General features: G+C 57.1%; 13 protein-coding genes. 5 read left to right on the top strand and 8 right to left on the bottom strand.

Annotated features, from left to right (window positions below):
- Positions 1 to 3: 3 nt before the first annotated feature.
- From moaD to ACQZ5M_RS10280, 4 genes are all read right to left on the bottom strand, one after another.
- On the bottom strand, positions 4 to 258 hold the full coding sequence (gene moaD, locus ACQZ5M_RS10295; RefSeq protein ID WP_296039281.1) for a molybdopterin converting factor subunit 1: 255 nt from the start codon (positions 256 to 258) through the stop codon (positions 4 to 6).
- Complete coding sequence (gene pgsA / locus ACQZ5M_RS10290; protein WP_296018134.1) at positions 258 to 845, bottom strand: CDP-diacylglycerol--glycerol-3-phosphate 3-phosphatidyltransferase; 588 nt, start codon at positions 843 to 845, stop codon at positions 258 to 260. The genes moaD and pgsA overlap by 1 nt, the downstream gene beginning before the upstream one ends.
- A 102-nt stretch (positions 846 to 947) precedes the next feature.
- Complete coding sequence (gene uvrC / locus ACQZ5M_RS10285; RefSeq protein ID WP_449079659.1) at positions 948 to 2,990, bottom strand: excinuclease ABC subunit UvrC; 2,043 nt, start codon at positions 2,988 to 2,990, stop codon at positions 948 to 950.
- Entirely contained in the window at positions 2,987 to 3,754 is a 768-nt protein-coding gene (locus tag ACQZ5M_RS10280; protein WP_449079658.1) for an SDR family oxidoreductase, read from the bottom strand. The genes uvrC and ACQZ5M_RS10280 overlap by 4 nt, the downstream gene beginning before the upstream one ends.
- Positions 3,755 to 4,124: 370 nt before the next feature.
- On the opposite strand from ACQZ5M_RS10280, the gene ACQZ5M_RS10275 reads away from it, so the two are divergent.
- Positions 4,125 to 4,775, top strand: coding sequence for an outer membrane protein (locus tag ACQZ5M_RS10275; protein WP_296080184.1), 651 nt, complete (start codon positions 4,125 to 4,127; stop codon positions 4,773 to 4,775).
- 76 nt (positions 4,776 to 4,851) lie between these two features.
- On the opposite strand, the gene ACQZ5M_RS10270 is transcribed toward ACQZ5M_RS10275, so the two are convergent.
- Positions 4,852 to 5,445, bottom strand: a complete 594-nt coding sequence (locus ACQZ5M_RS10270) for a glutathione S-transferase family protein (RefSeq protein ID WP_296018126.1) — start codon at positions 5,443 to 5,445, stop codon at positions 4,852 to 4,854.
- An 18-nt stretch (positions 5,446 to 5,463) separates the two neighbouring features.
- Complete coding sequence (locus ACQZ5M_RS10265) at positions 5,464 to 6,192, bottom strand: ribonuclease T2 family protein (RefSeq protein WP_449079657.1); 729 nt, start codon at positions 6,190 to 6,192, stop codon at positions 5,464 to 5,466.
- A 205-nt stretch (positions 6,193 to 6,397) separates the two neighbouring features.
- Here ACQZ5M_RS10265 and ACQZ5M_RS10260 point away from each other — a divergent pair, with 205 nt between their 5' ends.
- On the top strand, positions 6,398 to 7,354 hold the full coding sequence (locus tag ACQZ5M_RS10260; protein WP_296099503.1) for a lysylphosphatidylglycerol synthase domain-containing protein: 957 nt from the start codon (positions 6,398 to 6,400) through the stop codon (positions 7,352 to 7,354).
- 109 nt (positions 7,355 to 7,463) lie between these two features.
- Here the strand turns inward: ACQZ5M_RS10260 and ACQZ5M_RS10255 are convergent, their stop codons facing one another.
- Positions 7,464 to 8,312, bottom strand: a complete 849-nt coding sequence (locus ACQZ5M_RS10255) for a 23S rRNA (adenine(2030)-N(6))-methyltransferase RlmJ (RefSeq protein ID WP_296103371.1) — start codon at positions 8,310 to 8,312, stop codon at positions 7,464 to 7,466.
- A gap of 17 nt (positions 8,313 to 8,329) precedes the next feature.
- Here ACQZ5M_RS10255 and ACQZ5M_RS10250 point away from each other — a divergent pair, with 17 nt between their 5' ends.
- Entirely contained in the window at positions 8,330 to 10,528 is a 2,199-nt protein-coding gene (locus ACQZ5M_RS10250; protein WP_449079656.1) for a molybdopterin-containing oxidoreductase family protein, read from the top strand.
- Between the two features lie 12 nt (positions 10,529 to 10,540).
- Positions 10,541 to 11,158 carry an NUDIX domain-containing protein gene (locus tag ACQZ5M_RS10245; protein ID WP_449079655.1) on the top strand — a complete coding sequence of 206 codons (618 nt, stop codon included), beginning with the start codon at positions 10,541 to 10,543 and terminating at the stop codon, positions 11,156 to 11,158.
- A gap of 11 nt (positions 11,159 to 11,169) precedes the next feature.
- Here ACQZ5M_RS10245 and ACQZ5M_RS10240 read toward each other — a convergent pair whose 3' ends face one another.
- Positions 11,170 to 12,021: a helix-turn-helix domain-containing protein gene (locus ACQZ5M_RS10240; protein WP_449079654.1), complete on the bottom strand. Its 852-nt coding sequence runs from the start codon at positions 12,019 to 12,021 to the stop codon at positions 11,170 to 11,172.
- A 130-nt stretch (positions 12,022 to 12,151) separates the two neighbouring features.
- Here ACQZ5M_RS10240 and ACQZ5M_RS10235 point away from each other — a divergent pair, with 130 nt between their 5' ends.
- Positions 12,152 to 13,090, top strand: coding sequence for a phytanoyl-CoA dioxygenase family protein (locus ACQZ5M_RS10235; protein ID WP_449079653.1), 939 nt, complete (start codon positions 12,152 to 12,154; stop codon positions 13,088 to 13,090).
- Positions 13,091 to 13,134 lie beyond the last annotated feature (44 nt).

Raw genomic sequence — 13,134 nt, 5'->3', positions numbered from 1 at the left:
TGATCAGCCACCCGTCATGGGCGGGAAGATACCGATTTCGCGCGCGCCGATAATGCTTTCGTGATGTTCGATATGTTCCTGATTGACCGCGACACGAATGACATTCGGATATTCGAACGCAGCTTCGTATTCTTCGCCAAGGCTTTTCAGGTAATGGATCAGCTCGCGCGCGGTGTTCACCTCAGCGGGGATATCGATATCCTCTTCCGACTTCCCTATCTTCTCACGCACCCAGGCAAAGTAAACGACATGGGTCATCACTCTTCATCCACGATGTGGCGCAGCCCCGCCTTGAAGTAATCGTAGCCGGTATAGATCGTAAGCGCCGCGGCTATCCACAGCAAGCCAATGCCGATTTCGGTGGTGTGGGGCAGGATCGTATCGCCTGCCGGTCCGGCCAGAAGGAAAGCGATGGCAACCATCTGGATCGTGGTTTTCCACTTGGCAATGCGCGTCACGGGCACGGAGACTTTCAACGCCGCGAGGTATTCGCGCAGGCCGGAGACCAGGATTTCACGGCACAGAATGGTGATCGCCGCCCAGAGCGACCAGCCGGCAATGGTGCCGTCTGCTGCCAGAAGCAACAGAATCGAGGCAATCAACAACTTGTCGGCAATGGGGTCCAGCATGCGGCCGATATTGGACGTCTGGTTCCAGATACGTGCCAGATAACCATCAAGAAAATCGGTGATGGAGGCGATGATGAAAAGCCACAGCGCGGTCCATCGTGCAAAATCCGAACTCTCAAGTTTTCCTTCCACGAAGAAACACAAAACGATGACCGGTACGGCCAGAATCCGGCCATAGGTCAGAAGGTTCGGGATGTTGTAGGTACGCGAAGCCATGGAAAACCTGTCTATCGATATCAAAGCGTTGATGACGCTCCGAGGTGGAAGCGTCAACACCTCTTTGTGTTTTTTTAGCGGGCGGCGGCAAAAGCCGCCCGGTCACTCGCGGCCGCTCTCGTGGAAGTGATTGTAAATCTGTTTTGCAACAGTTTCTGAAATGCCGCCCACGGCCATCAGGTCACTGAGCGCTGCGCGGGAGACGGCTTTGGCGGTGCCAAAATGCTGGAGAAGCGCACGCTTTCTACCCGGTCCGATGCCGCTGACCTCATCGAGAGGATTCTTGATCATCTCCTTCTTGCGCCGCGCCCGGTGCGAACCGATGGCGAAACGGTGCGCCTCGTCGCGCAGGCGCTGGACGAAGTAGAGAACGGGATCGCGCGGCGGCAGCGAAAAGTCGCTGCGCGTATCGGTAAAGAAGCGCTCGCGTCCTGCATCGCGGTCGACGCCCTTGGCAACGCCGATCGCTGTCACACAGTCACGGATGCCGAGTTCGTCGAGTATGGAACGCACTGCCGTCATCTGTCCTTGACCGCCGTCAATCAGAATGACATCCGGCCAGGTCGGGAAGGGCATATCTGCTGCATCTTCCGGAGAAACCGGCTGACTGCGGTCGGGTTTGCCTTCTTCCTTGAGCAACCTTGAAAAGCGGCGCGTCATCACTTCCCGCATCATGCCGAAGTCGTCGCCGGGCGTGATGTCAGTCGATTTGATGTTGAACTTGCGATACTGGTTTTTGACGAAGCCGTCTGGCCCGGCCACCACCATGCCGCCTACCGCGTTGGTGCCCATGATATGGGAGTTATCGTAAATCTCGATACGGCGCGGGATCTGGGTCAGGCCGAACGTTTCGGCAAAGCCCTTGAGAAGACGTGCCTGGGACGAGGTCTCGGCAAGCTTGCGCCCATGGGCTTCGCGCGCATTGCCGAGTACATGGTCAACGACATCCTTCTTTTCTCCGCGCTGCGGCACTGAAAGCACGACCTTGTGCCCGGCCTTTTCGCTAAAGGCTGCCGCCAGCAATTCCTGCTCTTCTACGCTTTCAGACAAGAGAATTTGTCTTGGCACCGGTTTGTCATCGTAGAACTGGGCGAGGAATGCATTCAAAATTTCCGAGCCCGGCAAAGACGGGTCGGCCTTGGGGAAATAGGCGCGGTTGCCCCAGTTCTGTCCCGTGCGGAAGAAGAAGACCTGAATGCAGGAAACACCACCTTCGTGATGGATGGCGAAGACGTCCGCCTCGTCGATGCCGGCAGGGTTGATGCCCTGGTGGCTTTGCACATGCGATAATGCGGCCAGCCTGTCGCGATAAACGGCGGCGCGTTCGAAATCGAGATCTTCCGAGGCCTCGTTCATCTGTCGGGCGATGGTGGATTTCACGCTCTGGCTTTTTCCAGAGAGGAAGTCCTTGGCTTCCTGTACGAGCTCTGCATAAGCCTCATCGCTGACCTCGTGGGTGCAAGGGCCAGAGCAGCGCTTGATTTGGTAGAGCAGGCAAGGCCGCGTACGGCTCTCGAACACGCTGTCGGTGCAGGTGCGGATCAGAAAGGCACGCTGTAGTGAGTTGATGGTCCGACCGACAGCACCGGCAGAGGCGAAGGGACCGAAATAGGCGCCCTTGCGCGCTCTCGCACCGCGATGTTTGAAGATGGCGGGCGCGCGGTTGTCGGCAGTGATCAGAATGTAGGGAAACGACTTGTCGTCGCGCAGAAGCACGTTGAAGCGCGGACGAAAGCGCTTGATGAGATTGGCTTCCAGCAGCAGGGCTTCAGTTTCGGTACGAGTGGTGACGAATTCCATGTGAGTCGTCAGCCGCACCATCTGGCCGATGCGGTTGGAATGAACCCGGCCCTGCGCATAGTTGCTGACACGCTTCTTCAGCGAGCGCGCCTTGCCCACATAAAGAACATCGCCAGCCTCGTTGAACATGCGATAGACGCCGGGATTGTTCGGCAGGTGTTTGACGAACTCGCCGATCAGATCCATGCCCTTCAAGCCGGACTCGTTCTTCCACCCGGCGTTCCAGTCGATACCTGCATTGTCCCGCTCCCCGGCGCTCTCGCCGGTGGACGGTGCAATATCGTCTTCATCGTCGTCGGTTTCATCGAAGAGAACACCGCCATCCGGCAGCTTCTTTCCGTTCATTCATTAATCTCCGCCACGTCCGGGGTTTCCCAGCCAAGGTGCTGGCCCCCGTCGAGTGCGATCATCTGGCCGGTCATCGAGGGGGTGTCGTAAAGAAAGCGAATCGTCCGCCCGAACTCATCGGGCTTCGGACCTGTCTTTAATATAAGGGCGTCGACCTGCGCCTGAAAGTCCTCGGGGCTTTGTCTCTCATTTTTAAACGTCGGGCCGGGGCCGATGGCATTGACCCGGATACGTGGCGCAAAGCTCTGCGCCAGTGTTTGCGTCGCGGTCCAAAGCGCCGCCTTCGATAGCGTATAGGAATAAAAGCGCGGATTGAGCGCCAGCACGCGCTGATCGATGATGTTGACTATCAGGCCCGAATGCTCCTGCGGCAGTTGTCTTGCAAAGGCGGCTGAGAGAATGGACGGCGCGCGCACGTGGACGGCAAAGTGCGCTTCGAACGTTTCCGCGTCGAAGGTTTCGGCCTCGTCTTTATGAAAAACAGAGGCGTTGTTGACCAGAACGCCTATCGGTCCAAGCGCATTTGTCGCCTTTTCCATCAATTCTGCAGTAGAGGTGCAATCCATAAGGTCGGCCTGCAAGACGACAGCTTTGCCACCTTTCTGCCGTAAAGCGTTAGCGAATTCCTCGGCTTCGGCCAAAGAGGAGCGCGCGTGGATCGCCACCGCAAACCCTTCGCAAGCAAGATACTCGGCGATAGCCTTGCCGATGCGGCGGGCAGCGCCCGTGATCAAGACGGTCTTCGGTATAGTCTCTGTCAAAGCCAATCCATGCTCTGCTTATTCCACATTTACCTTCAGATATAGATCGAAACGAAGAGGTTTGCCCACCTCACAATGGCGTTATACAGATTTATGGCGCACGAGTTTTTTCAATTTAATCCGATGTAAATACAAGTAAAAATGCTACTTGCTTCAATTAACGATGTATTATCCTTAATGGATTTCTGTGTCCTTTTAGCAACGTCCAATTTCTGTCACGGCTGCGCCTCAATCAATTCACATTTTGGCTCTGTGATTTCCTCATTCCCCCATCATTTTGCATTTCCAGACGGGCAGGGAACTAACTGTTTTGTACCGCGTTGGGACCGAGTGTTTTGAGTGCCCCCGCGGGTTTAAAAAGGAGAATAGCATGCGTACTATCGTTGCAACACTTTTGGCTTCTACCATGGCCGCGGCAGCTTTCTCGGCAGCACAGGCAGCCGATGCGGTCAACGAAGTTCCGCAGGCGCCAGTCGCAGTTGAGCAGCCCGCACCGGTCAAGGATTGGTCTGGCGCCTACCTCGGTGGTACCGTGAACTACGACTGGGGTCGTTTCAGCGGCAGCACGAACGGTCGCGACGCTGACGGTTTCGGCGGTGGCGTTTACGGCGGTTACAACTGGCAGAACGGCCAGATCGTATACGGTGGTGAAGCCGATCTCGCTTATGGCGATGAAAAGGGCTCTGCCGGCGGCAACCTTCAGGGCAAGCAGAAGCTCAATGGCTCGTTGCGCGCTCGCGTCGGTTACGACATGAACCCCTTCCTGATCTATGGTACGGGTGGTCTTGCAGTATCGAACAACGAACTGCGTGACACTGTCACCGGCAGCAAGGACGACAAGACGGCTCTCGGCTACACGGTTGGTGCCGGTGTCGAAGCTCTCGTCACCGACAACATCACGGCACGTCTTGAGTATCGTTACACTGATTACCAGGACAAGGACTTCGCCATCAACGGTGGCAACGTCTCGCGCGGCTTCGATGACCACAGCGTCAAGGCTGGTATCGGCGTCAAGTTCTGATCAGTCAGGCATAATGCGGAAAAGCCGGGGTTCGCGCCCCGGCTTTTCTGTTTTTATACCAAGGAAAACTCCACGATCAGCCAGCGGACTTTAGCTCCGTGTATTGCTTGAACTTCTTGCCGAACTTTTCCGGCCAATCCGCTAGCCGCTTGCGGCCATCCGCCCATTGCCCAGAGAAGCGCAGATCGAGATAGCCGATCATCGCAGCCAGTGCGAAGTGGCCACCATGCAATTTCTTGCCGGTCTTCGGCAGATTATCGTTCAGGTAATCAAGCGCTTTCACCACCTTGCGCCATTGCTTATCGATCCACTCCTGGTGGACCTTCTCCTCCGGTCGGAAGCGTTTTTCGTAGACGATCGCCAGCAGGCAGTCCATCACACCGTCGCAAAGGGCTTCGAGGATCTCGGCTTCGGTGCGCTTGGTGTGTTTCTTAGGATAGAGCTTTCCACGGGAAACGCGATCGAGATAATGCATGATCGCCACGCTGTCATAGACGGAGCCACCCTCGTGCAAGAGCACGGGGATCTTGCCGAGCGGATTGTTGTCGATCAACGTTGCTGGCTCTGCATTGGTGTCAACGCGAACATCGGTGATGCCGATATCCAGATAGCGCGCCGCCATGCGCACCTTGGCGGAATAAGGGGAGGCCGGAGCATATAGCAGTTCCATTGCATTTTTCCTGTTTCACTAACGGATGGGGATAATCTCTGCGACGTTTGACCGGCAACCCTGGCGATCGACCTCAGGGCAGTCGCGGAAGGACAGATCCTTTGACAGGCAGATCCGCACTTCCTCCAGTCGCGGTCCGTCGCAACTGATGGCGATACCACCCTTCGTCATGCCCGGATTGGCATTCACAAAAGCGGTCTCTATGGCGTCGGCGGAAAGCCGCTTGCTCTGATCGCCGGTCGAGATGTCGGCGGGGAGCTTGATGCGATCATAAGCATGACGGGTCTTATCGAAATATTGTTTCTGGGTCAGGCCGCTGCAACTGCCGTGCTTGCGCCATTGATGGCCGATGAGCCCCATGGACGGCATGATATCGAACATGCTTCGCCCGAGGTTGTCAGGAACGCGCTCCTGTTTGTCGGCCCCGCAGAATTCCGGATAGCCTTGAGCGTTTTGAGGCCAAAGCCCGTGAACCACAAAACCGAACTTCCGATCCGCGCCGCATTGCTGATGGCTATTGCGTCCAGCGTCACTGGCGCAGAAGGCCGGAGACCAGGAGAGCGAGAGTACATAGAAATCAAAACCGGATTCTGAGGTTTCTGTTTTTGTGCTTGAGTTCGGCGATGGGCGGGTTTCAGTTCTTTGCGCCACAGGACCGGGTGCAGGCTGAGGTTGGCCGAGGATAAGCCACCCAACTGCTGCCAGTGACAGGGCGCCAAGTGCGATAAAACCGAAATACTGTTTCATCGAGGACGGTGTCTTTCTGGCAAGGATGACGATGTGTTGAACGGGCTTCGGGTTTTATATCATCTTCCCCCTATGGCAAATAGACTGCCAAAAAATCATCTCTGCGGCATCCTTCGTGTTGAACCGGAGTTGGTATAGTGAATAAGCTTATCGAATCCGGCGTAATGCATCTGCCGGAGGGAGGATTGAGCCTGGGCATGTCCGCATGAAAATGAAAAAGTATCTCTGGCCTGTCGTCGGGATTGCGACGATCTGCTTTTCCGTGTGGCTGCTTTATAAGGAACTGCGCCATCTCTCGCTCGATGATGTCTGGGATAGCCTGATTGCCATCAATACGCATCACTGGTTCATGTCGGGGCTCTGTACGCTGGTTGCCTACGCCGCTCTTGCCGGTTACGACCGCATCGCCTTGCAACACCTGAAACGCAAGGTCGGCTGGCTCTTCATCACGTTGACATCGTTCACCACCTATGCCCTCTCCCACAATGTGGGTGCGTCGGTCTTTTCCGGTGCTGTGGTACGCTACCGCGCGTATACCTCCAAAGGGCTGAGCGCTGCGGAAGTGGGAATTCTCGTTGCGCTCTGCTCCTTCACCTTCCTTATCGGCACGATCATGCTGGTCGGATTCATCCTGGTTTATGAGCCGGAGATCACCGAGCGTTTCGTCGATGTCCTGCCTGTGGAAGCCTCGCGCACCACCGGAATCCTGCTGCTCGCAATCGTCGCGCTTTACATTCTCGGCAGCCTGATGAAGCTGAAGCCGCTAAAAATAGGCTCTTTCACACTGTTCTACCCGGTGCCGAAGCTGGTTGTGCAGCAGCTGGTCATCGGGCCGATCGAATTGATCGGCGCGGCCGGCATCATCTATTTCGCGCTGCCTGAGGTGGGCAACCCCGGCTTTATGGTGATCCTGGGGATTTTCCTGATTTCCTTTTCCGCCGCACTGATCTCGCATGCGCCGGGAGGGCTGGGTGTGCTAGAGCTCGTCTTCGTCATGGGCCTGCCGGATATGAACCCGGCAGACGTCATCGCCGCACTTCTCGTCTTCCGCCTTCTCTACCTTATCATCCCGTTCGTCATCGGGCTGTTCGTCATCTTGTTCTTCGAACGCTCACAGCTTGCTGCCGCCGAGCGGGAGGAAAGACGGTTGCAGCAGAAGTAGCGTTTCTAAAGCGTGCCGCGATCTTTCAGATTCGCTCCTTCCGCTTTAGCTCCGTCTTCTGCCGCATGCCGTTATCGCAAAACCGCTGAACACTTTTGCGCGATATGCTCTATTCTTCGCCGCGCAGCCAGAAGGCGCGATGCGAGGCGTATCGGTCCTGCGCCATGATCGACTTCAGCACTGGCAGCATCACGTGCAGCTCATCCTTTAACGTGTAGGGTGGGTTGACGATAATCAGGCCAGAGCCGCTCAAGCCCTCAAGCCGGTCGCTTCTGACAGACAGCTCGGTACAGAGCATTTTGGGAATCTCATAGGATTGCAGGCGCTCGTGGAAGTCCTTGATAGGCGCGTTCTTTTTTAGCGGATACCAGAGGCAATAAGTGCCTGTGGCAAAGCGGCGGTACGCCTTGTGCAAACCATCCGCGAGACGCTCATACTCGTTTTCCTTTTCGAAGGGCGGATCGACCAGAACGAGTCCACGCTTTTCCTTCGGCGGCAAGTGCGCGCCCAGCGACAGCCAGCCATCAAGTTCGGTGATGCGCGCCTGATAATCACCTTCGAACAGGCGTGACAGTGCACGGAAATCGTCCGGGTGCAGTTCCATGGCTGAAAGCCGATCCTGCGGACGAAACAGCATCCGGGCGAGCTTTGGGGAGCCTGGATAGTATTTGAGCCCGCCCTCCGGGTTCAATTCCCGAACGGCTGAGAGATAAGGCTCCATCAGTTCAGCGACGTCTGCCGGAAGATCGGCGTCCAGTATCTTGCCGATGCCGGTCTGCCACTCACCCGTCTTCTGCGCCTCTTCGGAGGAAAGATCGTAGAGGCCGATGCCGGCATGGGTATCCAGAACGCGGAACGCCTTGTCCTTGTTCTGCAGATAGCGGACGAGCCGCGCCATAACGGCGTGTTTGAGAACATCGGCAAAGTTGCCTGCATGGTAGATGTGCCGGTAGTTCATCTGGGGCGATGCCTTTTATGAATTATCTTGATGCGCGTCACTTCGCCCTTTTGGCGACCTTTGACATGCCATATAGAAAATCCATGAATGTTGCGACCCCGATTTCCGCCAAAGCCGTGACCGAAGCGACCCGCACCGGCCACACCGTCTGTCCGCATGACTGTCCGAGCGCCTGCGCGCTTGAGGTCGATATCAACGCTGATGGCCGCATAGGCCGTGTGCGTGGCGCCAATGCCAACACTTACACGGCGGGGGTGATCTGCGCCAAGGTGGCGCGCTATTCCGAGCGCATCTATCATCCGGGCCGGTTGCTGACGCCAAAGCGTCGCAAGGGCGCGAAAGGCGCTGGCGACTGGCAGGAGATCGGTTGGAACGATGCGCTGGACGAGATCGCCAATGCCTTCATCAAGGCGGAAGCTGCGCATGGTGCCGAGGCCGTTTGGCCGTATTTTTATGCCGGTACCATGGGGCAGGTCCAGCGCGACAGCATCGAACGGCTTCGCCACGCCAAGAAATATTCCGGCTTCTTCGGCTCGATCTGCACAAATATGGCCTGGACCGGCTATGTAATGGGCACCGGCGCGCTTCGCGGCCCGGACCCACGCGAGATGGCGAGAGCCGATGTCGTGGTCATCTGGGGTACCAATGCGGTCGCTACACAGGTCAATGTCATGACCCACGCGGTCAAGGCGCGCAAGGAACGCGGTGCTAAGATCGTCGTCGTCGATATCTACGACAACCCGACGATGAAGCAGGCAGATATGAAGCTTGTCGTGCGCCCTGGCACGGATGCCGCGCTTGCCTGTGCGGTTATGCATATCGCCTTCCGCGATGGCTATGCCGACCGCGCCTACATGGAAAAATTCGCCGACGATCCGGCTGGGTTGGAAGCGCATCTTGCGTCGAAGACGCCGCGATGGGCCGCAGAGATCACCGGGCTTTCGGTGGAGGAGATCGAGGCTTTCGCTAAGCTCGTGGGCACCACGAAGAAAAGCTTTTTCCGTCTGGGCTATGGTTTTGCGAGGCAGCGTAACGGCGCGGTTGCCATGCATGCTGCACTGTCGATCGCTACGGTTCTCGGCTCATGGCAATATGAGGGCGGCGGCGCTTTCCACAACAATGGCGATATCTTCCGGCTGAACAAGGCGGAATTGATGGGAACGGCCTATGCCGATCCCAATGTCCGCCAGCTCGATCAGTCGCAGGTCGGTCGTATCCTGACCGGCGACTCCGATGCACTACGCGGCGGCGGACCGGTGACGGCGATGTTGATCCAGAATACCAACCCGGCCAATGTCTGCCCCGAACAAAGGCTGGTCAGCCAAGGCTTCCAGCGCGAGGACCTGTTCGTTGCCGTGCATGAGCAGTTCATGACGGAAACGGCTGAGATTGCCGATATCGTTCTGCCAGCGACCATGTTCCTTGAGCACGACGATCTCTATCGCGCTGGTGGCCAGAACCATATCCTGCTTGGGCCCAAGCTGGTCGAACCGCCGGAAACGGTACGCACCAATCTCTTCGTGATCGAAGAACTCGCCAAGCGTCTTGGTGTCGACCATATGCCGGGCTTTGGCCTCAGTGAGCGCGAGCATGTCGAGACCATTCTTCAAGCGAGTGGGTGGGGCAGCTTCGACAATCTGGCTGAGGAGAAGTGGATCGATGCGCAGCCTGAATTCGACATCGCGCATTATCTCCAAGGGTTTGGCTATGGCGACGGCAAGTTCCGTTTCAGCCCGGATTGGCAGAACGGACCTTCGCCCAACAAGCCGCCGAAAAATGTCGGCGTCATGGGTCCGGCCGACGCCTTTCCAAAATTCCCCGATCAGGTCGACGTGATCGAAACGGTGGATTCGGAACATCCTTTCCGGCTTGCCACGTCTCCGGCCCGCAACTTCCTGAATTCGACCTTCGCGGAAACCAAGACCTCGGTGCAAAAGGAAGGCCGTCCGGAATTGATGATTTCGCCCGTCGACGCTCTGAGGCTCGACATCGCGGAAGGTGATGTGGTGCAGATCGGCAATGGGCGTGGCGAAGTGCGCATCCACGCCAAAATCGTCGATGGCGCTCGCCCCGGGGTGCTGATCGCTGAAGGGCTATGGCCCAACAAGGCACATCTCGACGGCGAGGGCATCAATGTCTTGACGGGTGCCGATGCTGTTGCTCCTTACGGCGGCGCTGCGTTCCACGATAACAAGGTGTGGCTCAAGAAAGCCTGACAGGAGTTTTCCATGACGCAGTCCACCGCTATTCCAGTCTCGCAGGTCGATGACGAAGCACGCGTCAGGCTCATCGAACAGCAGACGGTCTGGAGAAACTTCATCCACCTGCAAACGATGATCTTCGAACAGACGGCTCGCGATGGGCGGATGTTCCGCGTCCATCGCGAAGTCCATGATCATGGCGTGGCGGCGGCCATCCTGCTTTTTGATCCAAAGCGGGAGGAAGTGGTGCTGGTGCGCCAGTTCCGCCCCGGCGCTTACGTGAATGGCGATCCAAGCTTCATGCTGGAAATCCCGGCCGGTCTGACGGACGGCGATCAGCCGGACGAGGCCATTCGCCGCGAATCCATGGAAGAGACGGGTTATGCCGTCAGTGCGCCACGTTACCTCTTCGATGCCTATGCAAGCCCCGGCACTTTGACCGAAAAGGTCAGCCTTTTCTACGCCCGCGTCGATCTGGACGAGAAGGCGGGAGAGGGTGGCGGTCTCGAAAACGAGGGGGAGGACATCGAAGTTCTGACCGTGTCCCTCGACGCTGCCTATGGCATGATCGCAACAGGTGAGATCACCGACTCCAAGACGATCATCATGCTGCAATGGGCGATGCTTAATCGAACGAGCTTATAAACTGACTTTGCCTAACGCTGAAACGATGTGCGGTAAGCGCGCGGCGACATGCCGCGCAGACGGCGGAACTGCCGGTTGAAGTTGGCGAGCGACGCGTAGCCTACTTCTGCCGCGATGAATTGAATAGGCTGGTTCGTCGCCGAAAGACGCGAGCAGGCTTCGCCGATCCGCAGACCGATCAGATACTCCGAAACACTGAGCTGCGTGTGCTTGCGAAAGAGCCGATGCAGGCCCGAAACGCTGAGTGCGGCAATCTCGGCGAGATCTTCCATGCGCAACGGCTGCTGATAGGACTGATGAAGGTGCTGCAGAACGCGATCGATCCGCTCGCGACTGGCCTCTGCCTGCGGTGGCGCCGTTGCTGATAGTGGTTGCGCCTCGAGTGCGGAGATGCGCAGCAGAATGTCCAGCAGGCCGAAGAGGCTCTGGGCTGGCGGCCTGGAATAGATGGCTTCGAAGTCCGTCGCCAGCGACAGGCCGATGGATGGATCGAAAGCAAGACCGCCGCCAGCGCGGTCGATCAGGCGGCGGATGGGGCGCAACTCCACCGTTTCGGTCGTCAACTGCTCAATCCATGCACGGCTGAACCAGAAGACGAGTGCGGTATGCGGTTCGCCTTCCCGGATTCTATCCCGGGATGCCCATGTGTGCGGCAGGTTCGGTCCGATGAGAACGAGATCGCCGTCGTCGTAGCGATCCACATGGTCACCGATAAAGCGCTGACCGCGGGAGTTCAGCGTCAGTGTCAGTTCGAATTCGGGATGGTGATGCCACTCGAATGGAATACCGTCGTCGAGACGCCTGTTGAGCCTGCTCCAGGATGAGCCGGGCGGCAGGAGTAGGTGTTCGAGATATGACCGCATTGCGCACTCACCGAGTTGGAGACGCCAGAATAGTATCGAAATTGGCCAGTGTTCGACAACACTAATATCTTGCAGCGCTTAGTCTCCATCCATCGCCTGTTGTTCAGGGAGATTTCGATGGGAGAGGAAAATGCAGACTAGCGCAGCTTTGAAACGCGACAGCCATCCGACGACGACTGCTACAACGCAGCTTAAGGATATCCAAAAAACCTTGCCGCTACGGGTTTTATCGCAGGCCGATTGGGAGCATTGGATCACCAAGGGCTATATCATTGTCCGTCAGGCGGTGCCTGCGGCCAATGTGGAGCGACTTGTCGATTTGCTTTGGCGCTTCGACGAGAAGGATCCGAAAGATCCTTCCACCTGGTACGCGCCGCAACGGCGCGAACACAAGATGAAGGAACTCAACAATACCGGCATGCTGGAGATCTATAACCATCAGCATCTCTGGGATAACCGTATGGAGCAGCGCGTCTATGATATTTTCGTCGATATCTGGGATAGGGAGGACCTGTGGGTCACCATCGACCGGGCCAATCTCAACCCACCCAAAAAAGTGAAGGGCAATCCGAACGGCTTCATCCACTGGGATGTCGATACATCCATCCGCCCCTTGCCGATCGGCGTTCAAGGTGTGCTAAGTCTCCAGAAGCAGGACGGCGATGTCGGAGGCTTCCAATGCGTCCCGTATCTTTTCGAGCATTTTGACGAGTGGGTGGAGACGCAGCCTGAGGATCGTGACCCGATGCACCCGGATATGACCGGTCTTTCGATCGTCAACATCGACATGGAGCCGGGCGATCTAATGATCTTCAACTCGCTTCTGGCGCACGGCGTCAGACCAAACCACTCCGATGATCGGGTGCGCATGGCGCAATATATCTCTATGCATCCTGCCGAGTTCGATAACGAAGAAGAACGACTGGAGCGAATTCGACTGTGGAAGGAACGCGATCACCCGCGCCGAGATGCTTTTCCTGGTGACCCCCGCGAGTGGGAAAAGCAAAATGCACAGACGGCAAAACTTAACCCGCTGGGTGAAAAGCTGCTTGGGTTGCAGCGCTGGTGAGGATGCTGCGGGGTCGCCTTCCATATGGGATGGCGACCCGATCG

The organism is Rhizobium sp. 22-785-1, assembly GCF_053521965.1.
Note: the sequence above shows the minus strand (reverse complement) of the source record. Positions and strands in the feature narration are given on the sequence as shown.

What these genes read in the sequence shown, in the direction of transcription:
- moaD (WP_296039281.1), bottom strand. Translation starts at nt 258, where the DNA reads ATGACCCATGTCGTTTACTTTGCCTGGGTGCGTGAGAAGATAGGGAAG.
- pgsA (WP_296018134.1), bottom strand. Translation starts at nt 845, where the DNA reads ATGGCTTCGCGTACCTACAACATCCCGAACCTTCTGACCTATGGCCGG.
- uvrC (WP_449079659.1), bottom strand. Translation starts at nt 2,990, where the DNA reads ATGAACGGAAAGAAGCTGCCGGATGGCGGTGTTCTCTTCGATGAAACC.
- ACQZ5M_RS10275 (WP_296080184.1), top strand. Translation starts at nt 4,125, where the DNA reads ATGCGTACTATCGTTGCAACACTTTTGGCTTCTACCATGGCCGCGGCA.
- ACQZ5M_RS10270 (WP_296018126.1), bottom strand. Translation starts at nt 5,445, where the DNA reads ATGGAACTGCTATATGCTCCGGCCTCCCCTTATTCCGCCAAGGTGCGC.
- ACQZ5M_RS10265 (WP_449079657.1), bottom strand. Translation starts at nt 6,192, where the DNA reads ATGAAACAGTATTTCGGTTTTATCGCACTTGGCGCCCTGTCACTGGCA.
- ACQZ5M_RS10260 (WP_296099503.1), top strand. Translation starts at nt 6,398, where the DNA reads ATGAAAATGAAAAAGTATCTCTGGCCTGTCGTCGGGATTGCGACGATC.
- ACQZ5M_RS10255 (WP_296103371.1), bottom strand. Translation starts at nt 8,312, where the DNA reads ATGAACTACCGGCACATCTACCATGCAGGCAACTTTGCCGATGTTCTC.
- ACQZ5M_RS10250 (WP_449079656.1), top strand. Translation starts at nt 8,330, where the DNA reads ATGAATTATCTTGATGCGCGTCACTTCGCCCTTTTGGCGACCTTTGAC.
- ACQZ5M_RS10245 (WP_449079655.1), top strand. Translation starts at nt 10,541, where the DNA reads ATGACGCAGTCCACCGCTATTCCAGTCTCGCAGGTCGATGACGAAGCA.
- ACQZ5M_RS10240 (WP_449079654.1), bottom strand. Translation starts at nt 12,021, where the DNA reads ATGCGGTCATATCTCGAACACCTACTCCTGCCGCCCGGCTCATCCTGG.
- ACQZ5M_RS10235 (WP_449079653.1), top strand. Translation starts at nt 12,152, where the DNA reads ATGCAGACTAGCGCAGCTTTGAAACGCGACAGCCATCCGACGACGACT.